The sequence below is a fragment of the Paraburkholderia sp. BR10141 genome, from assembly GCF_056155635.1.
Genome location: NZ_JBMIQH010000031.1, coordinates 24,895 through 46,062, shown reverse-complemented (window position 1 = coordinate 46,062; position 21,168 = coordinate 24,895). Strand labels below are relative to the sequence as shown.

Annotated in this window: 16 protein-coding genes; 10 read left to right on the top strand and 6 right to left on the bottom strand. The window is 65.3% G+C overall.

What is annotated here, in order from left to right; translation table 11 throughout:
* The first annotated feature begins 12 nt into the window (after positions 1-12).
* From hflC to ACOJB8_RS31680, 6 genes are all read left to right on the top strand, one after another.
* Positions 13-927 carry a protease modulator HflC gene (gene hflC, locus ACOJB8_RS31705; protein ID WP_368605036.1) on the top strand — a complete coding sequence of 305 codons (915 nt, stop codon included), beginning with the start codon at positions 13-15 and terminating at the stop codon, positions 925-927.
* A gap of 47 nt (positions 928-974) precedes the next feature.
* The gene (locus ACOJB8_RS31700; protein WP_368605037.1) at positions 975-1,166 is read left to right on the top strand and encodes a DUF2065 domain-containing protein; all 192 of its coding nucleotides are present in this window, start codon (positions 975-977) and stop codon (positions 1,164-1,166) included.
* A 121-nt stretch (positions 1,167-1,287) separates the two neighbouring features.
* Positions 1,288-2,439 (top strand): ATP phosphoribosyltransferase regulatory subunit, encoded by a 1,152-nt coding sequence (locus ACOJB8_RS31695; protein WP_475016116.1) that lies wholly within the window; start codon positions 1,288-1,290, stop codon positions 2,437-2,439.
* A gap of 180 nt (positions 2,440-2,619) precedes the next feature.
* Entirely contained in the window at positions 2,620-3,966 is a 1,347-nt protein-coding gene (locus ACOJB8_RS31690; protein ID WP_069265559.1) for an adenylosuccinate synthase, read from the top strand.
* Positions 3,967-3,989: 23 nt separating this feature from the next.
* A complete protein-coding gene (locus ACOJB8_RS31685) occupies positions 3,990-4,559 on the top strand; it encodes a phosphoribosyltransferase (protein WP_028204126.1) in 570 nt (189 codons plus the stop codon).
* A 260-nt stretch (positions 4,560-4,819) separates the two neighbouring features.
* A complete protein-coding gene (locus tag ACOJB8_RS31680; RefSeq protein WP_368617663.1) occupies positions 4,820-6,706 on the top strand; it encodes a potassium transporter Kup in 1,887 nt (628 codons plus the stop codon).
* A gap of 97 nt (positions 6,707-6,803) precedes the next feature.
* Here ACOJB8_RS31680 and ACOJB8_RS31675 read toward each other — a convergent pair whose 3' ends face one another.
* Positions 6,804-9,155: a Tex family protein gene (locus ACOJB8_RS31675; RefSeq protein ID WP_342945872.1), complete on the bottom strand. Its 2,352-nt coding sequence runs from the start codon at positions 9,153-9,155 to the stop codon at positions 6,804-6,806.
* Between the two features lie 279 nt (positions 9,156-9,434).
* Here ACOJB8_RS31675 and ACOJB8_RS31670 point away from each other — a divergent pair, with 279 nt between their 5' ends.
* From ACOJB8_RS31670 to ACOJB8_RS31660, 3 genes are all read left to right on the top strand, one after another.
* Positions 9,435-10,358 (top strand): colicin transporter, encoded by a 924-nt coding sequence (locus ACOJB8_RS31670; protein ID WP_342946007.1) that lies wholly within the window; start codon positions 9,435-9,437, stop codon positions 10,356-10,358.
* A gap of 87 nt (positions 10,359-10,445) precedes the next feature.
* A complete protein-coding gene (locus tag ACOJB8_RS31665; RefSeq protein WP_028204122.1) occupies positions 10,446-10,679 on the top strand; it encodes a DUF465 domain-containing protein in 234 nt (77 codons plus the stop codon).
* Between the two features lie 76 nt (positions 10,680-10,755).
* Positions 10,756-13,026, top strand: a complete 2,271-nt coding sequence (locus ACOJB8_RS31660; RefSeq protein WP_069265563.1) for a DNA repair helicase YoaA — start codon at positions 10,756-10,758, stop codon at positions 13,024-13,026.
* Positions 13,027-13,192: 166 nt separating this feature from the next.
* Here ACOJB8_RS31660 and ACOJB8_RS31655 read toward each other — a convergent pair whose 3' ends face one another.
* A complete protein-coding gene (locus ACOJB8_RS31655) occupies positions 13,193-13,468 on the bottom strand; it encodes a hypothetical protein (protein WP_081771656.1) in 276 nt (91 codons plus the stop codon).
* A 232-nt stretch (positions 13,469-13,700) separates the two neighbouring features.
* Complete coding sequence (locus tag ACOJB8_RS31650; protein ID WP_475016113.1) at positions 13,701-14,933, bottom strand: ribosomal protein uL16 3-hydroxylase; 1,233 nt, start codon at positions 14,931-14,933, stop codon at positions 13,701-13,703.
* 32 nt (positions 14,934-14,965) lie between these two features.
* On the opposite strand from ACOJB8_RS31650, the gene ACOJB8_RS31645 reads away from it, so the two are divergent.
* On the top strand, positions 14,966-15,511 hold the full coding sequence (locus ACOJB8_RS31645; RefSeq protein WP_069265565.1) for an FKBP-type peptidyl-prolyl cis-trans isomerase: 546 nt from the start codon (positions 14,966-14,968) through the stop codon (positions 15,509-15,511).
* Positions 15,512-15,518: 7 nt separating this feature from the next.
* On the opposite strand, the gene ACOJB8_RS31640 is transcribed toward ACOJB8_RS31645, so the two are convergent.
* The 3 genes from ACOJB8_RS31640 to lplT form a co-directional block, all read right to left on the bottom strand.
* On the bottom strand, positions 15,519-17,003 hold the full coding sequence (locus ACOJB8_RS31640) for a hypothetical protein (protein ID WP_475016111.1): 1,485 nt from the start codon (positions 17,001-17,003) through the stop codon (positions 15,519-15,521).
* Entirely contained in the window at positions 16,969-19,653 is a 2,685-nt protein-coding gene (gene mutS / locus ACOJB8_RS31635) for a DNA mismatch repair protein MutS (RefSeq protein ID WP_475016109.1), read from the bottom strand. Before mutS ends, ACOJB8_RS31640 begins: the two co-directional genes overlap by 35 nt.
* Before the next feature lie 96 nt (positions 19,654-19,749).
* Positions 19,750-21,048, bottom strand: coding sequence for a lysophospholipid transporter LplT (lplT, locus tag ACOJB8_RS31630; RefSeq protein ID WP_475016108.1), 1,299 nt, complete (start codon positions 21,046-21,048; stop codon positions 19,750-19,752).
* Positions 21,049-21,168: the final 120 nt, after the last annotated feature.

Below are 21,168 nucleotides of genomic sequence, written 5' to 3'. Positions count from 1 at the left end.
GGGCGCGCCAATATGAACAAGATCATTGCGCTCGTCGTTGCCGTCGTGGTTGTCGTGCTGGTTGCGTCGTCGGCCGTCTTCATGGTCGATCCGCGCCACGTCGCCATCATTTCCTCGTCGGGCGGGGCCAATGCCACGCTCGCCGGTCCGGGGCTGCATGTGAAGCTGCCGCCGCCGTTCCAGACCGTCACGTTCATCGACACGCGCATTCAGGCGTTCGATGCGCCCGACGCCGACCGCTACACGACCTCGGACAAGACCGAGCTGCTCGTGAACCCGGTCGTGCGTTATCGCATTGCCGATCCAATCAAGCTCTTCGCGGCGACCAGGGGCGATGCGCAGACGCTTTCCGATCGTCTCGCCTCGCTGTCGCGCGACGCGCTTGGCGACGCGATTTCGAAAGTCACGCTCACCGAGGCGCTCGCGCAGCAGGAAGCCATCGCCAGCGGCGCGCGCGACGCGCTGAGGCAAACCGCGGCGCCGCTCGGCATCGACGTGATCGCCATCGAACTCACGCGCGTCGATTACCCGCCGGAGCTGGCGCAGACGGTCTTCAAGCGCATGAGCGCCGCACGCGAGCAGGCTGCTGCCGAGATTCGCGAGAAGGGCGCGGCCGAAGCGCAGCAGATCAAGGACGACGCGCAGCGCAAGCAGCAGGGCGTGCTGGCCGATGCCTACGCTCAGGCGCAAGCGATCAAGGGCGAAGGTGACGGCCGGGCCGCCGCGATTGCCGCGGAGGCGTTCGGGCGCGACCCGGACTTCTACCGGTTCTATCAGAGCATGCTCGCGTACCGCGAGAGCTTCCGGCCCGGCGACGTCATCGTGGTCGATTCGTCGAGCGACTTCTTCCGCTTCATGCGTGGTCCGAACGGCGGCGCGAATAGCGGGGATAACGCTCCCGCTTCCGCCACCCCGCGCAAACACTAGACAAAACGAGACACACGCGCCGCGCACTGCGCGGCGTATTTCTTCGCATGGACATAGCTGGCTCCTTCTTGCTCGCGATCGCGCTGATGCTGATTATCGAGGGCATGTTCCCGTTCGTCTTTCCGACGGCGTGGCGTGACACATTCCGTAAAATCGCGGAGCGGCCGCCACATCACATCAGGATCGGCGGGCTCATCGTGATGGGGCTCGGCCTCGTCCTGCTGATGCTGGCGACCTGACGGCCTCGTGCCGCAGTCGCCCTCAGAGGCGGTGTGCGATTGGCGTTTTTGACGGATTCCGAAATATCGGGCCGCGTGGCGTTTGGCCGCGCGCGGCCCTCATTGTGGTAGGACTCAACCGATGTCGACCTGGTTACTCCCCGAGAATATTGCGGACGTGCTGCCGTCCGAAGCGCGCAAGATCGAAGAGCTGCGCCGTCGCCTGCTGGACCGTTTCCGCGCCTATGGCTATGAGATGGTCATGCCGCCGTTGCTCGAGTATCTCGAGTCGCTGCTCGTGGGCAGCGGGCGCGACCTGAACCTGCGCACGTTCAAGCTCGTCGATCAGCTCTCGGGCCGCACGCTCGGCCTGCGCGCCGACATGACGCCGCAGGTCGCGCGCATCGACGCGCACCTCCTGAACCGCCAGGGCGTGACGCGCCTGTGCTACGCCGGCAACGTGCTGCATACGCTGCCGCGCGGTCTGCACGCCACGCGCGAACAGATCCAGACCGGCGCGGAAATCTACGGCCACGCGGGCCTCGAAGCGGACCTCGAAATCCAGCAGCTGATGCTCGATGCGCTGCGCCTCGCGGGCCTCGCGAAGGTGCGCCTCGACCTTTCGCACGCAGGTGTGCTCGCGGCGATCTTCGAAGCGGATCCCGCCGCGGCCGCGCTTGGCGATGCTTTGTATGAAGCGCTCGCTGGCAAGGACGTGCCGCGTCTCGCGGAACTCACGCAAAACCTCGGCGCTGCCACGCGCGACGCCTTGCGAGCGCTGCCGTCGCTTTACGGCGACGAGAGCGTGATCGACGAGGCGCGCACGCGTCTGCCGGCGCTGCCGGGCATTGCTCGTGCGCTCGACGACCTCGCGTTCCTCGTGCGCGAGATCGAGGGTGCGGAGCTGATGATCGACCTTGCGGATCTCGGCGGCTACGCGTACCACAGCGGCGTGATGTTCTCGGCCTACGTGGACGGCGTGCCGAACGCCGTCGCCCGCGGCGGCCGTTACGACAAGGTGGGCGAAGTGTATGGGCGTGCCCGCGCGGCAACCGGCTTCTCACTTGATTTGCGCGAAGTGGCGCGTATTTCACCGGTCGAGGCGCGCAGCAGCGCGATCCTCGCGCCGTGGCGCCATGACGAGGCGCTGCGCAGCGCGGTCTCCGCGCTGCGCGATGCAGGCGAGGTCGTGATCCAGGCGCTGCCGGGTCACGAGCACGACATGGACGAGTTCGCCTGCGACCGCGTGCTCGTCGAGCGCGACGGCGTCTGGGTCGTCGAAAAGCACGCCTGATACCGCACTTGGGGCGGCCGTTCGCGCCGCCCGGCAAGCCTGCGCGCGAGCGCGCCAAAGCACGCTTCGCATCGCGCATGCCGTTGAGTGCAAAAGGAAATTCCGCGAATTTCGGGAAAAAAAGGCGGCCTTGCCGCTGAACCCAGGTAGAATACGTTTTTAACCAGCTAACGAAACACCATGTCTGCCAGCGCAGTGAATGTAACCCCGGGGCGCAATGTCGTCGTCGTGGGCACCCAATGGGGCGATGAGGGCAAGGGCAAGATCGTCGACTGGCTGACGGATCACGCGCAAGGCGTGGTGCGTTTCCAGGGCGGTCACAACGCCGGCCATACGCTCATCATCGGCGGCAAGAAGACCATTCTCCGGCTGATCCCGTCGGGCATCATGCGCGCCGGCGTCGCCTGCTACATCGGCAACGGCGTGGTGCTTTCGCCCGAAGCGCTCTTCAAGGAAATCGGCGAGCTCGAAGATGCGGGCATCGACGTCCAGAAGCGTCTGTTCATCTCCGAAGCCACCACGCTCATCCTGCCGTACCACATCGCCATCGACCAGGCGCGCGAAGCCAGGCGCGGCGCCGCGAAGATCGGTACGACGGGTCGCGGCATCGGTCCGGCCTACGAAGACAAGGTGGCACGCCGCGGTCTGCGCGTGCAGGACCTGTTCGAGCCGGAAACCTTCGCCGAGCGCCTGCGCGAGAACCTCGACTACCACAACTTCGTGCTTACGCAGTACCTGGGCGCGCCGGCCGTCGACTATCAGCAAACCCTCGACACGATGCTCTCGTACGCCGATCGTCTGAAGCCGATGGTCACGGACGTCTCGCGTCGTCTGTATGACGTGAACCACGAAGGCGGCAACCTGCTGTTCGAAGGCGCGCAAGGCACGCTGCTCGACATCGACCACGGCACCTATCCGTTCGTCACGTCGAGCAACTGCGTCGCGGGTGCGGCGTCCGCTGGCGCGGGCGTGGGTCCGCAAAAGCTCAACTACGTGCTCGGCATCACCAAGGCGTACTGCACGCGCGTCGGTTCGGGCCCGTTCCCGAGCGAACTGTACGACGCCGACAACGCCGATCGCCAGGAAGAAGTGGGCCTCACGCTTGCGAAGGTCGGCAAGGAATTCGGTTCGGTCACCGGCCGTCCGCGCCGCACCGGCTGGCTCGACGCCGCCGCGCTGCGCCGCTCGATCCAGATCAACGGCGTGACGGGTCTGTGCATCACGAAGCTCGATGTGCTCGACGGTCTCGACGAAGTGAAGCTCTGCGTCGGCTACAAGGTGGCTGGCCAGGACGTGGACATTCTCCCGCGCGGCGCCTCGCAGGTGGCCGCGTGCGAGCCGGTCTACGAAACGTTTGAAGGCTGGAACGAGAGCACCATCGGCATCACGCAGTTCGACGCGCTGCCGAAGAGCGCGCAGGCGTATCTCACGCGCGTGCAGGAAGTCGCCGGTGTGCCGATCGACATGGTTTCGACCGGCCCGGATCGCGACGAAACGATCCTGCTGCGTCATCCGTTCAAGGTCTAAGTGGTAAGAAGGCAGAAGCAAAAATGATTCAAATGATGGACCCGCGCAACGACGAAAAGAACCTGTGGGTCGGCTGGGACGAGTATCACCGGCTGATCGAACTGCTCGCGCTCAAGGTGCACGAGTCGCGCTGGAAGTTCGACCAGATCCTGTGTCTCGCGCGCGGCGGTCTGCGCGTGGGCGACCAGCTCTCGCGCATCTATGACCTGCCGTTGGCAATCCTCGCGACCAGCTCGTACCGCGAAGCCGCCGGCACGGAGCAGGGCGAGCTCGACATCGCGCAGTACATCACGATGACGCGCGGCCACCTGGAAGGCAACGTGCTGCTCGTCGACGATCTCGTCGACTCGGGTGTCACGCTCGCACGCGTGCAGGAGCACCTCAAGGAGCGCTACCCGGCTGTGACCGGCGTGCGCTCGGCGGTGCTCTGGTACAAGGGCTGCTCGAAGGTGACGCCGGACTATTTCGTCCAGCATCTGCCGACCAATCCGTGGATCCACCAGCCGTTCGAGGAATGGGATACGGTGCGCCCGCACAATCTCAGTGCGTGGATCAAGCGTGGTCTGCAGCGAGCGCAAGACGCGCAGAAGTAAGCAGGGGTTGTGCCGCCGCCAGGGTTCCCATACCCGCGGCGGGCTGATCCAACGACGGAGCCTTCATGGCTCCGTTTTTTTTGTGCGTCGCCCACCGATTCGCCTGCGGCGGCGCAGGCGGGCAGACGGCATCTGGGGCCGGTGCTAAACTGCGCGGGGATCGGGGGATGTCGCAGTGCCGCGACGACCGCTCGGTTTCCGCCGCAGCCCGGTTTAGAATAGCGCTCGTTTTTTCCGCCTCGCAACGGATTACCGCGTATATGACAACTAGCACACACGTGGCCAAGCAGCCGCTACCTACTCTCGCCGTAGCGGCCATCGGCGTGGTGTTCGGCGACATCGGCACGAGCCCGCTGTATTCGCTGAAAGAGGCGTTCAGCCCATCGCACGGCATTCCGCTCAACGACACTTCCATTCTCGGCGTCATTTCCCTGCTGTTCTGGGCGATCGTGATCGTCGTGAGCGTCAAATATGTCCTTTTTGTGATGCGCGCCGACAACAACGGCGAGGGCGGCGTGCTCGCGCTCATGGCGCTCGCCATGCGCTCGTTCAGCCGCAAGAGCAGGTCCGCTGCGCTGCTCACGGCCTTGGGGATCTTCGGCGCGTGCATGTTCTACGGCGATGCCGTCATCACGCCGGCCATCTCGGTCATGTCGGCGGTGGAAGGCCTGGAAATCGCCGCGCCCAAGCTCTCGCATCTGGTGCTGCCGCTCACGATGGTGATCCTGATCCTGCTGTTCTGGATCCAGCGGCACGGCACTGCGCTGGTGGGCCGCCTGTTCGGCCCGATCATGGTGCTCTGGTTCATCACCATCGGTGTGCTCGGCGTCTCGCGCATCGTCCAGGCGCCTGGCGTCATCGCGGCGCTCAGCCCTTATTACGCGGTCAGTTTCATGGGCGCGCACATGCTGCAGGCCTACGTGGTGCTCGGCTCGGTCGTACTGGTGCTGACCGGCGCGGAAGCGCTCTACGCCGACATGGGCCACTTCGGCGCGAAGCCGATTCGCTTTGCCTGGTACGCGCTCGTGATGCCCTCGCTCGTGCTCAACTACTTTGGGCAGGGCGCGCTGCTGATGCAGGACCATCGCGCGATCGCGAATCCGTTCTTCCTGCTCGCGCCGCAATGGGCCTTGCTGCCGCTCGTCGTGCTTTCCACGGTGGCGACCGTGATCGCTTCGCAGGCCGTGATCTCCGGCGCGTATTCCCTGACGAGCCAGGCCATTCTGCTTGGCTACGTGCCGCGCATGAAAGTGCTGCACACGTCGGACCTCGCCATCGGCCAGATCTACGTGCCGGTCGTGAACTGGATGCTGCTCTTCATCATTCTGTGCATCGTGGTCGCCTTCAAGAGTTCGGACAATCTGGCGGCCGCATACGGTATCGCCGTGACCGCGACGATGGTGATCACCACGGTGCTCGTTGCCGTCGTGATGACGAAAGTGTGGAAGTGGAACAAGGCGCTCGTCACCTGCATCATCACGGTGCTGCTGGCCGTCGATCTGGGCTTCTTCGGCGCGAACCTGCTGAAGGTCGAGGAGGGCGGCTGGCTGCCGCTCGGCATCGGCGCGCTGCTGTTCTTCCTGCTGATGACCTGGTTCAAGGGCCGCATGATCGTGAAGGATCGCACGGCCGCCGACGGCATTCCGCTCATGCCTTTCCTGCAGGGGCTGCTCGCGCATCCGCCGCATCGCGTTTCGGGCACGGCGATCTATCTCACTGGCAGCGAATCGCTCGTGCCGGTGAGCCTGCTGCACAATCTCAAGCACAACAAGGTCCTTCACGAACGCACGATCTTCCTCACGTTCGTGATTCGCGACATTCCGTATGTGGGCGACGCAGAGCGCGTGACGGTCAAGGATATCGGCGGCGGGCTCTATCTCGTGAAGGCCGATTACGGCTTCAACGAAACGCCGGACGTGCAGGCCGTGCTCGACGAAATTTCGCGCACGCACAACATGATGTTCGAGATGATGGACACGTCGTTCTTCCTCGCACGCGAGACGGTCGTGCCGACGCAGCTTCCGGGCATGTCGATTTTCCGCGAGCGTGTCTTCGCGTGGATGCATCAGAATGCCGCGAAGCCCACCGACTTCTTCAGTATTCCTGCGAACCGCGTGGTCGAACTCGGGACGAAGATCGAAATCTGACCGCGTCGATTCGACCAGTAAAAAAGGCACCCGGGGTGCCTTTTTTTGTTGCGCACGCAACGTGAGCCGTTGCGGCCCACGTTGCGTCATGCGGACATCAGCGTTGCTTGAGCTTCGCGAATGCCGCCGCCATCGCGCCTGCCGGTTCCGCATCGCGCGAACGCTGGCCGCCGCGGTTATCGCGATTGCCGCCGCCGCGATTGTCGCGGTTGCCCGACTGGCCCGCGCTGCCGCCGCTGCGCGACGCGCCGGCGCTCGCGGGGTCGTCGTCCAGACGCATCGTGAGCGCGATACGCTGACGCTTCACGTCGACGTCGAGCACCTTCACTTTCACGACCTGGCCGGCCTTGACGACTTCGTGCGGGTCCTTGATGAACTTCGTCGACATGGCCGAGACGTGCACGAGCCCGTCCTGATGCACGCCCACGTCGATGAATGCGCCGAACGCGGCCACATTCGTCACGACGCCTTCGAGCAGCATGCCCGGCACGAGGTCGGACACCTTTTCGACGCCGTCGCGGAACGTCGCCGTCTTGAACTCGGGGCGCGGATCGCGGCCCGGCTTTTCCAGTTCGCTCAGGATGTCGCGCACCGTCGGCAGACCGAAACGTTCATCCACGAACTCGGTGGGCGCGAGGCCCGAAAGCGCTTCGCGGCTGCCGAGCACGTCGCCGATCGTACGCTTGATCTTCGCGAGCATGCGTTCGACGACGGGGTACGCTTCCGGGTGCACCGACGAGCGATCGAGCGGATTGTCGCCGCCGTTGATGCGCAGGAAACCGGCGGCCTGCTCGAAGGTCTTGTCGCCCAGACGCGGCACCTTCTTCAGATGCTCGCGCGAGGGGAACGGGCCGTTCGCATCGCGGTAATCGACGATATTGCGCGCGAGCGTCGAGTTCAGGCCCGACACGCGCGCGAGCAGGGCGACGGAGGCCGTGTTCGCGTCGACGCCCACAGCGTTCACGCAGTCCTCGACCACGGCGTCGAGTGAGCGTGCGAGTTCGCGCTGGTTCACGTCGTGCTGGTACTGCCCCACGCCAATCGCTTTCGGCTCGATCTTCACGAGTTCGGCGAGCGGGTCCTGCAGACGGCGCGCGATGGAAACCGCCCCGCGCAGCGACACGTCGAGCTCGGGGAATTCCTTTGCAGCCAGTTCGGATGCCGAATAAACCGAAGCGCCGGCTTCGGAAACCACGATCTTCTGCAGCTTCAGTTCGGGATGCTTCGAAATCAGCTCGCTCGCGAGCTTGTCGGTTTCACGCGAGGCCGTGCCGTTGCCGATGCTGATGAGTTCCGCTTGCGTCTGCGCGGCGATGCGCGCGAGCTTGGCGAGCGAGCCGTCCCAGTCGCGGCGCGGCTCGTGCGGGTAGATCGTGTCGGTGGCGAGCAGCTTGCCCGTGCGGTCGACCACTGCGACCTTCACGCCCGTGCGCAAGCCCGGATCGAGGCCGATCACGGCCTTGGGGCCGGCCGGCGCGGCAAGCAGCAGATCCTTGAGATTGCGCGCGAACACGCGAATCGCTTCGTTTTCCGCCTGCTCGCGCAGGTGGGTGAGCAGCTCGTTTTCGATATGCGGCTGCACCTTCACGCGCCAGCACCAGCGGCAGACATCGGATAGCCATTTGTCGGCCGGGCGATTCTGGTTCGCGATGCCGAAGTGGCGCGCGATCATCGCTTCGCCCGGATGCGGCACCTGCGCATCCAGCTCGCCGCCAAGGCCGAGCTTGACCATCAGCACACCGGCGTTGCGGCCGCGGAACAGCGCGAGCGCGCGGTGCGACGGCACGGTCTTGATGGTCTCGGAATAGTCGTAGTAGTCGCGGAACTTCTCGCCTTCCTCGTTTTCCTTGCCCTCGACCACGCTCGACATCACCACGCCCTGGTTGTGCAGCCAGTCACGCAGCTTGCCCAGCAGCTCGGCCGTTTCACCGAACTGCTCGGAGAGGATGTCGCGCGCGCCGTCGAGCGCAGCCTTGACGTCGGCGACACCCTTTTCGGCGTCGACGTACTGTGCGGCTTCCGTTTGCGGGTCGAGCAGCGGGTTCGCGAGCAGCGCCTCGGCGAGCGGCTGCAGGCCGGCTTCGCGCGCGATCTGCGCGCGCGTGCGGCGCTTGGGCTTGTAGGGCAGATAGAGGTCTTCGAGCACCTGCTTGCTGTCGGCCGCTTCGATGGCGCTGCGCAATTCGTCGGTGAGCTTGCCTTGTTCCTCGATGCTCGCGAGGATCGCCGCGCGGCGGTCTTCGAGTTCGCGCAGATAAAGCAGGCGCTCTTCGAGCGTACGCAGTTGCGTATCGTCGAGATTGCCCGTGACTTCCTTGCGGTAACGGGCGATGAACGGAACGGTCGAGCCTTCGTCGAGAAGCTGCACGGCGGCTGCGACCTGGCGCGGCTGCACGCTCAGTTCAGTGGCGATACGCTGGACGATCTTGAGTGCTACGGTTTCCGTCATAGGGTCTGGATATTCCTGCGAGGATCGGATTGCGGTCCGGGTTTGCGGTCCGGCGGCCGGTGCGGGCTCGAGCGCCCGGGGCGCCCGGTGTGCGAAAAGGCACGTCGCCGGGTGCCTGCGCCGGCCGGTGGAGCGGGGCATTTTGCCATAAATGGCCGAGCGCTCAACCCGGGGGGTGTTAGAATTTCCCCCATGTTCCGCTGCCCACAGAAGACGTTGACGACCTCCCGCTTCTCCCCTGATTTGCCCCTTGCCCGGTTTCGCACGCCTCATGGCGTCATGCGGCGGTTCCCCGCTCTTGGGGCAATTTGTGCCGTCGCGTTGAGCCTCGGTGCGAGCGTTCCGGCCCTCGCGCAGGCGGTCGGGGTGACAGGGCCGCTGCAGCAGCAAGGTGCGGCAACGGCGCCGGTGCAGCCGGCGCCTTCGGGCGACGCGCCGCTCGCAGCGTCCGACGCGGCTGGGGCCGCCGGCGCGCAACAGTCGCAGCAGAGCGACTTCGACGCGCGGCAGCAGGTGCTGGACCGTCGTACCGCGGAGAACGACTATCAGTTTGCAGTCGCGCAGCACAACTGCTACAGCACGTTCTTTGTGAATCATTGCATCGGCAAGGCGCGCGACAAGATGCGTGTCGTGCAGGCCGATATCCGCCGCGAGCAACTGGCGCTCGACGACGAAAAGCGCGCCGCGCATGCGCAGCAGCGCGACCAGCAGGCCGCCTTGCAGCGCGCGCAGGACGCAGCCAATGCGCCGCAGCGCGCCGCCAACGAAGCGGCCAGCGCGCAGGCGTACGAACAGAAGCAGCAGCAACACGCGCTCGATCAGGCGCAGCGCCAGGCCGAAGCGCCGCAGCGTGCGGCGAACGAGCAGGCGTATCAGGAAAAGCAGCGGCAGCATGCGCTGGCCCAGGCACAGCGTCAGGGCGAGCAATCGCAGCGCAACGCGAACCAGGCGGCGTACGACCAGAAGCAGGCGAACTACCAGAACCAGCTCGACGAAGCGCGCCGCCAGGGCGAACAAAAGGCTCAGGAGCGCGCCGACAAGGCCCAGCGCTACCAGCAGAAGCAGGAAGACGCGGCGAAGCACAAGGCCGATGTCGCCGAGCGTCAGAAACAGGCGGCCGAGAAGGCGCAGCAAAAGCAGCAACAAGAAGAACAGCAGAAGCAGCAGGAAAAACAGCAGCAGGAAGAACAGCAGGACCAGTAGCACGAGTAGCACGCTTTTTCAGCCGGACTGCAACCTCAGGCGCGTCGTCCTTCGCAAGCGCGCGCCGCATATGTCGAGGAGGCGAGCATGCGCGAGCATCGTGAAGTCAAGACCGAGGTCCTTCGTGACCGCATTCTGCAACTGGAATCGGAACATGGCGATCTGGACCGCCTGATAGACAGGATGTCCGACACCCCGGACTATGACGATCTCGAACTGCAGAGGCTGAAGAAGCGCAAGCTCAAGGTCAAGGACAACATCCTCCTGCTGCAACTGCAGCTGGACCCCGATTCAACGAAGACTTCGGACGGGCACGCCTGATTCCGGGTCCTGGCAGGCGCCGGGGCGCGGCAGTCGGCGCGTTGCGCCGTTCCGGACCGAGCAGGAACCGCTTGCCTTGAATTCAACGACCGTTTCCCGTTCCCGGCCCGCGCGCGAAGGCGGCGCGCCGGAGGCCGACGCGCGCGCGGCGCAAACAGCCGCTGCACCCATGTTGAGCGCACGCCGCGCCGCCGAGCTCGAGGAGCTCTTCGCGGCCGACGGCTTGCTCGCCCGCGAGATCGACGGCTATCGCCCACGCGCTGCGCAGATCGAAATGGCGCGCGCGGTCGCGGCCGCGATGGAAGCCGCCGCGCAATCCCTGCCCGATCCTGCGGCGTTCGAACTTCAGTCGCGCCCGGCGCGCCGGGTCGAACGTGGTGCGCCGGCGCAGCCCGCCGCCGGGGAAGCGGCGCGCGCCACAGCCGAAAACGGCGACAACACGCTGATCGTCGAGGCGGGCACGGGCACGGGCAAGACCTATGCGTACCTCGTGCCGGCCATGCTGTGGGGCGGCAAGGTGGTCGTCTCGACGGGCACGAAGCATTTGCAGGACCAGCTCTTCGCGCGCGACATCCCCACGGTGCGCGACGCCCTCGCGGTGCCCGTGAGCGTGGCGATGCTCAAGGGCCGCGCCAACTATCTGTGCCACTACTATCTGCAGCGCACGGCCGACAACGGTCGGCTGCCGTCGCGCCAGGAAACCGCGTATCTGCAGGAAATCGTGCGCTTCGCGAAGATCACGCGCTCGGGCGACAAGGCCGAGCTCGCGAGCGTGCCCGAGACGGCGGCCGTCTGGTCGATGGTCACATCGACGCGCGATAACTGTCTTGGCCAGGAGTGCCCGCATTACAAGGACTGCTTCGTGATGCAGGCGCGCCGCGAGGCGCAGCAGGCCGATATCGTGGTGGTCAATCACCATCTATTCTTCGCCGACATCATGCTGCGTGACACCGGCATGGCCGAACTGCTGCCGAGCGCGAATACGATCATCTTCGACGAAGCGCACCAGCTGCCCGAAACGGCGACGCTCTTTTTCGGCGAAACGCTCTCGACGGCGCAGTTCCTCGAGCTCGCGCGCGATTGCGTGGCCGAAGGCCTGAGCCACGCGCGCGACGCGGTAGAGTGGGTCAAGCTCGGCGCGGCGCTGGAGCGTGCTGCGCGCGACGTGCGGCTCGCGTTCAAGGAAGACTCGCTGCGCCTGTCGATTACGCAGTTGCCCGAGGATCACCCGCTCTTCGATGCGCTCGATGCGCTGCAGACCGAACTGGGCACGCTTGCCACGGCACTCGCCGGGCAGGCCGAGCGCGCCGAATCGATTGGTGCCTGCCTGCGCCGCGCGCGGGAGCTGCAGGGCATCCTCGCGGGCTGGACCGCGCCGCAGGGCGTCCCGCCAGCGCGCGAAACGCACGAGGCCGACGCGGACGGACAAGGCGATAACGCTCACGCGACCGACGACGCGGACGAGAAGGTCCGCTGGGTCGAGGTGTTCTCGCACACGGTGCAGTTGCACGAAACCCCGCTCTCCGTGGCGCCGATCTTCGCGAAGCAGCGCGCCGGTGTGCCGCGCACGTGGGTCTTCACGTCGGCCACGCTTTCGGTGCGTGGCGACTTTACGCACTACGCGGCGCAAATGGGCCTGAGTTCGCGCCGTTCGATGACGCTGCCGAGCCCGTTCGACTATCCCACGCAAGGGCTGCTTTACGTGCCGCGCAACATGCCGCAGCCGTCGTCGCCGCAGTTCACCGACGCCGTGTTCGAGGCGGCGTTGCCGGCGATCGAGGCGTCGGGCGGCGGTGTCTTCATGCTATGCACGACGTTGCGTGCCGTCGACCGTATTGCCCAGAAGCTGCGCGACACGATCGAGGCGCGTGGATGGAATACGCCGCTGCTCGTGCAGGGCGACGCGAGCCGTACGGAGCTGCTCGAGCGCTTCCGCGCCTATGGCAATGCGATCCTCGTGGGCAGCCAGAGCTTCTGGGAAGGGGTGGACGTGCGCGGCGACGCGCTCTCGCTCGTGGTCATCGACAAGCTGCCGTTCGCGCCGCCCGACGATCCGGTGCTGGCGGCGCGCCTTGACGCGCTGGCGAAGAAAGGTCTGAGCCCGTTCGCGGTCCACCAGCTCCCGCAGGCGGTGATCACGCTCAAGCAGGGTGCGGGGCGACTGATTCGCGCGGAAACTGACCGCGGTGTGTTGATGATTTGCGACACCCGTCTCGTCGACAAGCCGTATGGGCGACGTATCTGGCAAAGTCTGCCGCCGTTCAAGCGGACCCGGGAGATCGAAGTCGTGCAGGCGTTCTTCGAAGAGAAGAACGAGCAGGCAGGGGAGCCTGGCGAAGCGCATTGAGCTTCATGCGCGCCGCATAACAAAAAGCCACGAACGTGAGTTCGTGGCTTTTTTGCTTGCCCGCCGTATGTCTGAAGCGCGTTTGACGCAAGCAGCAGACCGTACGGCGATTCGCTGCGGTGCCCACTGGGACCGAGGTCCCGGGTGAGCGTCGCGCGAACGCAACTTACTGGCTTGCGCCCGAAGCAGCAGCCGGAGCCGAAGCGCCTGCGTCCGAAGCAGCAGCGCCAGCGTCCGAAGCAGCGGCGGTAGCCGAAGCAGCAGCGTCGCTCGCAGCAGCAGCAGCGCCCGAAGCAGCAGCTGCCGAATCCGAAGCAGCAGCAGCCGGTGCCGAAGCAGCAGCAGCATCGCTAGCCGGCGCAGCAGCTTGGTCGCTGCTCTTGTTGCACGCAGCGAGTGCAACAGCTGCCAGCAGGGATGCTACGAGGAGGGATTTCTTCATGATCACGTCCTTTTATGGTTAAAGGTAAGCAACAGCGCAAAATAATACCGGTAAATGTGCCCCAACACCGACCTGAGCCGCTGGTGGAGACGCACTGCAAGAGCGTGAATCTTCCCTACGGCCTGGCCGGAAATTATAGGCACTTTCGTATCGACCGTCGACAAATCCGGGGACAATACGTTGTCTTTCTCATACAAGCACTATTTTAGTACGGTATAACAGTCCGAAGCGCTTAGGCAAGCACCCCGGTCCGAATCCAGCCCGCACGATACCACTCGTGTAGCAACGCTGTCACACACGAATCGTGTGAGAGTGTTACAAAGCGTTTCCCGTCCATAGAGCGCCTGTCGGCCAGTGCCGGCAGCCACTTTCTCGCCTCTTTGAGCAAGTACTGTTCCCCATTCAGGTAATACGACCGCGAATCGTAAAGCAGGATTGTCCTGCGGTCGAGTGTTATCCCGTTTTTTGCCGCTTGCGCAACGAAACGGGCTTCGTCGAGCGGTTTTTCGGGGGTGTCGAAGACCACATTGGCTTTCGGTTCCGACAGCCACGAGCCCACGAACGAGGAGACGTCGGCGTCGCTCCAGCGCACTTTAGCAAGCACGCCGCCAACCCGCTCTACGAGTGCCACAGGAAGCTGCGCCGGGTGCGCCACGGCCGGCTGGTCGGGGTCGCGGTACAGTGTGTCCTTGCCGTTGCCGTTATCGGCGCCGCGCTCGGCAAGCCAGTAAAGAAACTGGCTCGTCAATTCGTTCGTGGAAGGAGAACGAAAGCCGATCGAGCAGGTCATGCATTCGCCTTCAGCGATGCCGTCGTGCGCGATGTGCGGCGGCAGGTAGAGCATGTCGCCCGGCTCCAGCACCCACTCCTCTTCAGGCTGGAAGTTCGCGAGAATCTTCAGCGGCAGGCCTTCCTGCAGCGAGAGGCCGCGCTGTGCGCCGATGCGCCAGCGGCGCTTGCCGTGCACCTGCAGCAGGAAGACGTCATACGAATCGAAGTGCGGGCCGACACCGCCGCCGTCCGATGCGTACGAGATCATGAGGTCGTCGAGCCGCGCGTCGGGCGCGAAGCGAAAGCGCTCGAGGAGGGCACGCGCGCGGTCGTCGTGCAGGTCGGCGCCCTGCACGAGGAGCGTCCACTGGCGGGTCTTCGGCGAAGGCAGTTCGTCCGGCGAGAACGGGCCGTGTTCGAGCGCCCAGCGGCGACGAAAATGTGTGATGAGACGCGATTCGACATCGTCGTTGTCTGCCAGCGCGAAGAGGGCTTCGCGCGAGAGCGGCGCTTCGATGTCGGGAATCGCCTGGCGGATCAACAGTGGCTTTTTCTGCCAGTATTTGCGCATGAACTGCGCCGGTGTCAGGCCGCCCAGAAGCGGCGTGGCAACATCGGGCGCGGGGCATGCCGGGGGGAGGGAGGCGCGCCGCTTGCGCGCGTCCACCGGGTGGTCTGGGGACCGCTTCGGCATCGTATAATGTGGTCTGTAATCTGGAGGATCGAATGAAAATTGCAAAGGACACCGTCGTGTCGGTCGCTTACAAGCTATCGGATGCGCAGGGCAATCTGATCGAGGAAAGCGACGAGCCGATGGTCTATCTGCACGGCGGCTATGATGGCACGTTCCCCAAGATCGAGGAAGTGCTGGACGGGCAGGAGCCGGGCTTCGAGACCCAGATCCAGCTTGATCCGCAGGACGCTTTCGGGGAGTACGATCCCGAGCTCGTGAAGATCGAGCCGCGCAACCGCTTCCCCGAGCCACTCGAAGTCGGCATGCAGTTCGAAGGTACGCCCGAAGAAGGCGACGAAGATCTCGACACGCTCATCTATACGGTCACGGATGTTGCCGAAGACAAGGTCGTGCTCGACGGCAACCATCCGCTAGCGGGCATGGCGCTGCGTTTCGCGCTGACGGTCAAGGAAGTGCGCACCGCCACCGAAGACGAAATCGAGCATGAGCACGCGCATGGCGCGGACGGCCTCGAAATCATCGACGAAGACGAAGAAGACGACGGCGATGAAGGCGCCTCGAAACCCACCCTGCACTAATCGCCGCTCAATGCGCGAAGCCGCCTGACGCCGGTGCGCCGGGCGGCTGCAGCTGGACTGGCGGCAGGCCATTGCCGCTGCTGCTTTCACCGCTGTTTGCACCACCCAGGCCGTTCTGGCCATTCGCATCATTCCGACCGTTTAAGCCATTCTGGCCACCCTGCGTGGGCCACGCCGGCACGAGCACGCCGTTGCCGGACGGCGGCAAGGCGGGAGGCACGGCAGTTCCCGATGCGCCAGGCGTGGCGGGCGCGACGTCAGGCGACTGCGGCATGCCGGGAATCTCGGTCACATCCGGCATCGACGACACTTCAGGCATTTCCGGCATCGCGGGCGACGAACCCGCGCCTGGCGTGAACGGCGACGGCTGCACGGGCAACAGCGGTAGATGCTTCGGCACATCGTGCACGCTCACGCGCAGCGGCGTGCGGCGCGCCATGTCGGCGTCCACCTGCAGCCATTGCGTAAGCGGATCGCGCAGTGAGAACGCGATGCGCGTGACGTTTTCTATCTTTGCGCCCTTGTCGTTGCGCAGCGGCTGATCGATCGTGAAGCCATGTGCGAGCTTCGAGTCGTCGGTATTCACGACGATGATCTGGCCGCGGAAAATCTCGGCGAGCTTCACGAGGCTGCGGCGCAGCTCGAGATAGCCGTCGCGCGGTGCGCGGTGAAAGCGCAGCCACGCGAAGCGGTCGGGACGCTCGTAATGCTCGGGCATCGCGTTGCCTTGCATGAAGATGACGATCGCGCGCGCGTTGCGGCGCTTCGCATACTCGGCTGCGTGTTCGAGCCAGAAGCCGTTGGCGATCACGCGATCTTCGAACTCGCCGTTGCGTCCACCCGCATTGAGATAGTGATTGTTGCCGTCCGGCACGTTCAACCCGATGAACACGGTGTCGCCGAGCTGCCAGCGCACGTTTTCCCGGTACGGCCGGAAGCGCGAGACTTCGCTCTCGCGCGTGAGCGTCAAGGGAGTTTGGCCGAGCGCGTTGGGATCGGAGAAGAAGTTCTGGCGCAGGAAGTCGAGCCGCTCAGCGGGATCGTAGGCGCCCGAGCCGTTCATGCCGCAGGTGACCCAGTCGCGTTCGCCGGGTACGAACACGAGCGGCGCACGTGACGCATCGAGCAGGTCGTGACGCTGCTCGTAAAGATGGTCGGCACAGGTTTCGCGTGCGCCTTTGAGATTGCCGTCGTAGACCGTGAACGCGATTTGCGGATCGCGTCCGATGGCGTCGATGAGCCGCTGCGCCGACGCTTCCTCGGACTGCGAGGTGAGCGCGTTCGCCACGACCGCGAAGGCATAGCGCGGTGCTTGCGCGAACGCCGCGAGCGATGAACCCAGTGACGCAACCAGCATCAACGTGCACGACGCACGGCGCATGATTTTCAGATAGCGCGAGCGGCGACTGCCGCGGCCCGCCGGTTGCGGCGGCCGCGGCAGCGTCGCGAGGCGACGCTTAGCGCTTGGCGTCCGGCGCTGTGGCCAGCTCATGCAGTTCGTACAACAGGTCGAGCGCGTCACGCGGGCGCAGTTCGTTCGGATCGAGTTCGCGCAGCCGCTGAGCGACGAGCGACGCGCCACGATCCTCTTCGACCGGCGCGGCGCGATCCTCCACGAAGGGCGCCACGTCGTCGTATTCGGCGGCGGGGGCGGCGAACAGGTCGAGTTGCGGCGTGGGCTGCCCCGCCGATTGCTGCTCGAGATGCACGAGATGTTTGCGCGCAGCGCGGATCACAGCGGCAGGCACCCCCGCGAGCTGTGCGACCTGCAGGCCGTAGCTCTGGTTCGCCGGGCCTTCCTGCACCGCGTGCAGGAACACGATGCCGTGGCCATGCTCGACTGCCGAAAGATGCACGTTCGCCGCCTGCGCAAATTCGGCCGGCAGTTGCGTGAGCTCGAAGTAGTGCGTGGCGAAGAGCGTGTGGCAACCGTTGTGCGCGAGCAGATGCCGCGCGATGGCCCACGCGAGCGCGAGGCCGTCGAACGTCGATGTGCCGCGCCCGATCTCGTCCATGAGCACGAGGCTTTGCGGCGTGGCGTCGTTGAGAATGGCCGCGGCTTCGGTCATCTCGACCATGAAGGTCGAGCGGCCGCCCGCGAGGTCGTCGGCGGCGCCGATGCGCGTGAAGATGCGGTCGATCGGCCCGAAGCTCGCGCGCTTTGCCGGCACGTAGCTGCCCACGTAAGCGAGCAGGGCGATGAGCGCGGTCTGTCGCATGAAAGTCGATTTACCGCCCATGTTCGGGCCGGTGATGAGCAGCAGCTTGCGCTCGGCCGAAAGCAGGCAGTCGTTGGCGATGAACTGCTCGACCTGCGCTTCGACCACGGGATGGCGGCCTTGCTCGATCTCGATGCCCGGCGCCTGCGCAAACGTGGGCGCATTCCAGTCCAGCGCGCGGGCGCGTTCCGCGAATGCAGCAAGCAGGTCGAGTTCCGCGAGTGCGGCAGCCACGCGCTGGCAATCGGGAATGAATGGCAGCAGCGACTGCAGCAGCGCGTCGTAGAGCGCCTTTTCGCGCGAAAGCGCGCGTTCCTGCGCCGACAGCGCCTTGTCTTCGAACGTCTTCAGTTCCGGCGTGATATAGCGCTCGGCGTTCTTGAGCGTCTGGCGACGGCGATAGTCGTCGGGAACCTTGTCGGTCTGGCCGCGTGTGACTTCGATATAGAAGCCGTGCACCTTGTTGTACTCGACGCGCAGATTGCCGATGCCGGTGCGCGTACGCTCGCGCGTTTCGAGGTCGAGCAGGAACTGACCGCAGTTCTCGGAGATGTCGCGCAGTTCGTCGAGATCCGCATCGTAGCCGCGTGCGATCACGCCGCCGTCGCGCACCATCGCCGCCGGTTCCGGCGCAACCGCGCGCTGCAGGAGCGCCGCGCACTCGGCGGGCGGTTCGAGCGCCTCGGCAATATGCGCGAGCGACGTGGCCGCGCCGCTTGCGGCTGCGACCTGTTCGCGCAGCGCGGGCAGTGCGGCAAAGGTGTCGCGCAGGCTGGACAGATCGCGCGGGCGCGCGGAAAGCAGCGCAAGGCGCCCGGTAATGCGCTCGACGTCGGCGATCTGGCGCAAGACGCTGCGCAAGGTATCGACGCTCGCGTGCGGCGGCGCCTCGAGCAAGGCGCCGATGGCCTGCTGGCGCATTTGCGCAATCGCGGCTTCGCGCGGCGGGTGATGCAGCCAGTGACGCAGCAAGCGGCTGCCCATGGCCGTGCTGCACGTGTCGAGCAGCGAGCAGAGCGTGGGCGATTCGGTGCCGCGCAGCGTTTCCGTGAGTTCGAGGTTGCGGCGCGTGGCCGGATCGAGTCCGATGTATTCCGATTCGGCTTCGACCTTCAGGCTGCGCACGTGGCGCAGTTGCTGGCCTTGTGTGGCCGCCGCGTAGAGCAGCAGCGCGCCCGCCGCGCCGCATGCGCTCGTGAGCGTTTGCGCGCCGAAGCCGTCGAGGCTTGCCACGTCGAGCTGGTCGCACAGGCGTTGCTTGCCCGAGCCGACGTCGAAGTGCCAGGCCGGCACGCGTGTGAGCGCGCCCGAACCGGCGGGCGGCGCCCAGGCAGCGGTTTCCGCCGGCATTTCCGCGACGAGGATTTCGGCAGGCCGAATGCGCTCGAACGCCGTGGCGACCTGTTCCGGCGCGACTTCCGCGAGACGCAAGGCGCCGCTGGCGAGATTGAGCCACGCGAGGCCCACGTTGACGGTCACGCCGCGCCGGTTGTGGCCGGGGCACACGGCCATCAGGTAGACGTCGTTCTTGTCGGAAAGGAGGGCGGCGTCGGTCAGCGTGCCGGGCGTCACCACGCGCACGACCTTGCGCTCGACCGGACCCTTGGAGGTGGCGGGGTCGCCGATCTGTTCGCAGATCGCCACCGACTCGCCCAGCTTCACGAGCTTCGCGAGATATTGCTCGACCGCGTGATGCGGCACGCCCGCCATCTTGATCGGATTGCCCGCAGATGCCCCGCGCTGCGTGAGCGTGAGGTCGAGCAGGCGCGCGGCCTTCTCGGCGTCTTCGAAGAAGAGCTCGTAGAAGTCGCCCATGCGGTAGAACACGAGCGTGCCCGGATGGTCGGCCTTGATGCGCAGATACTGCTGCATCATGGGGGTATGTTGCGCGATGTCGGCTGCGCCTGCGGTGTGTGTAGCCATCCTCGGTGTCTTGCTAGGGGTTCAGGGCGTGAGTTTAACGCGCGCCGATTGCATGTAAAGCCAGCCTTTCGGCTAACGCCGTCACAGTGGCTCCCGTCATTCGTCGACCAGCGCCTGCATGTCCACGGTGCGCGCGTTTGCCGCACTGTGCCGCATGGCGAGCCAGATCATCGTGGAAACGAACAGGCCGAACACGACGATGATCCACTGCACGGGAACCTTCGCGGTGAGCAGCAACGCATACGCGCCGAGCATGAGCAGCACCGCGAGATTCTGGTTGAAATTCTGCACCGCGATCGAGTGGCCCGCCGAAAGCAGCGTCGCGCCGCGATGCTGGAGCAGGGCGTTCATCGGCACAATGAAGAAACCGGCGAGCACGCCGAGCAGCACCATCAGCGGGTACGCGAAAAGCAGGTAGAAGGGCACGATGAACGCGCCGAAGCGCACGCCAACGCCTTGCGGGAAAAGGCCTTTGCTGTAGAACGCCATGCCGATCGCCACCGCGCCGCACAGTACGCCTACGGGCAGCACGCGCAACGAGGCGCGCAGCGACACCCATGCGGCTGCCGCGCCCGCGCCGAGCGCGATGCCGAGTCCGGTCACGCCCTGCATCACGGCGGCTTTCGAGAGCGAGAGTCCGAGATTCACGTCGGCCCACTTGAGCACGAGCAGTTGCAGCGTGACCGCCGCGCCCCACATCAGGGTCGTGACCCAGAGTGCGATCTGCGCGAGCTTGTCGGTCCAGAGCACGTTGAAGCTATGCGTGAAATCGCCCATGAGACGAGCCGGTTCGCTGAGCCGGTTCTCGTAGCGCGCGCCCGTGTCGGGAATGCCGATGTTGATGATCGCGGCGATCACATACGTGACCATGACGGCGAGCATCGCGAGGTCGGCGGCCGAATGGATCGCCGGCCACGGATGGCGCGTGACGAAACGGTCGGCGTAAGTGGAAACGAGTGCGCCGCCCATCATCGTGCCGACGATGGTGGAAAGCACCGTGGCCGATTCGAGCCACGCATTGGCGGCGATGAGCTTTTCGGCCGGCAGCAATTCCGTCAGGATTCCGTACTTTGCAGGCGAGTAAGCCGCCGCGCCGAAGCCGACCACGCCATACGCGATCATCGGATGCACGCCCGCGATCATCAGCAGACAGCCGCACGCCTTGAGCGCGTTCGAGACGAACATGACGTGGCGCTTTTGCAGGGCGTCGGCAAACGCACCCACGAAAGGCGCGAGCAGTACGTACGAGATCGTGAAAAAGATCTGCAGCAGTGGCGTCACCCAGGCGGGCGAAGCAATCACCGTGAGCAGCGCAATCGCCGCGATGAGGAGCGCGTTGTCGGCGAGCGACGACACGAACTGCGCGGCGATGATCGTGTAGAAGCCTTTTTTCATCGGATGCGTGCGTGGTCCTCTTGCAGCAGGGCGGCGGGCGAAACAAAAAAGCGGCCGAAGCCGCTCGATGCGCATGCGTGGGTCAGGCGTGACCTGGCGTGCGCTTTGCACGCATCGCGG

What these genes read in the sequence shown, in the direction of transcription:
- ACOJB8_RS31695 (WP_475016116.1), top strand. Translation starts at nt 1,288, where the DNA reads ATGTCGACCTGGTTACTCCCCGAGAATATTGCGGACGTGCTGCCGTCC.
- ACOJB8_RS31645 (WP_069265565.1), top strand. Translation starts at nt 14,966, where the DNA reads ATGAAAATTGCAAAGGACACCGTCGTGTCGGTCGCTTACAAGCTATCG.
- ACOJB8_RS31675 (WP_342945872.1), bottom strand. Translation starts at nt 9,155, where the DNA reads ATGACGGAAACCGTAGCACTCAAGATCGTCCAGCGTATCGCCACTGAA.
- ACOJB8_RS31680 (WP_368617663.1), top strand. Translation starts at nt 4,820, where the DNA reads ATGACAACTAGCACACACGTGGCCAAGCAGCCGCTACCTACTCTCGCC.
- mutS (WP_475016109.1), bottom strand. Translation starts at nt 19,653, where the DNA reads ATGGCTACACACACCGCAGGCGCAGCCGACATCGCGCAACATACCCCC.
- ACOJB8_RS31655 (WP_081771656.1), bottom strand. Translation starts at nt 13,468, where the DNA reads ATGAAGAAATCCCTCCTCGTAGCATCCCTGCTGGCAGCTGTTGCACTC.
- lplT (WP_475016108.1), bottom strand. Translation starts at nt 21,048, where the DNA reads ATGAAAAAAGGCTTCTACACGATCATCGCCGCGCAGTTCGTGTCGTCG.
- ACOJB8_RS31700 (WP_368605037.1), top strand. Translation starts at nt 975, where the DNA reads ATGGACATAGCTGGCTCCTTCTTGCTCGCGATCGCGCTGATGCTGATT.
- ACOJB8_RS31650 (WP_475016113.1), bottom strand. Translation starts at nt 14,933, where the DNA reads ATGCCGAAGCGGTCCCCAGACCACCCGGTGGACGCGCGCAAGCGGCGC.
- ACOJB8_RS31690 (WP_069265559.1), top strand. Translation starts at nt 2,620, where the DNA reads ATGTCTGCCAGCGCAGTGAATGTAACCCCGGGGCGCAATGTCGTCGTC.
- ACOJB8_RS31665 (WP_028204122.1), top strand. Translation starts at nt 10,446, where the DNA reads ATGCGCGAGCATCGTGAAGTCAAGACCGAGGTCCTTCGTGACCGCATT.
- ACOJB8_RS31685 (WP_028204126.1), top strand. Translation starts at nt 3,990, where the DNA reads ATGATTCAAATGATGGACCCGCGCAACGACGAAAAGAACCTGTGGGTC.
- ACOJB8_RS31670 (WP_342946007.1), top strand. Translation starts at nt 9,435, where the DNA reads ATGCGGCGGTTCCCCGCTCTTGGGGCAATTTGTGCCGTCGCGTTGAGC.
- hflC (WP_368605036.1), top strand. Translation starts at nt 13, where the DNA reads ATGAACAAGATCATTGCGCTCGTCGTTGCCGTCGTGGTTGTCGTGCTG.
- ACOJB8_RS31640 (WP_475016111.1), bottom strand. Translation starts at nt 17,003, where the DNA reads ATGAGCTGGCCACAGCGCCGGACGCCAAGCGCTAAGCGTCGCCTCGCG.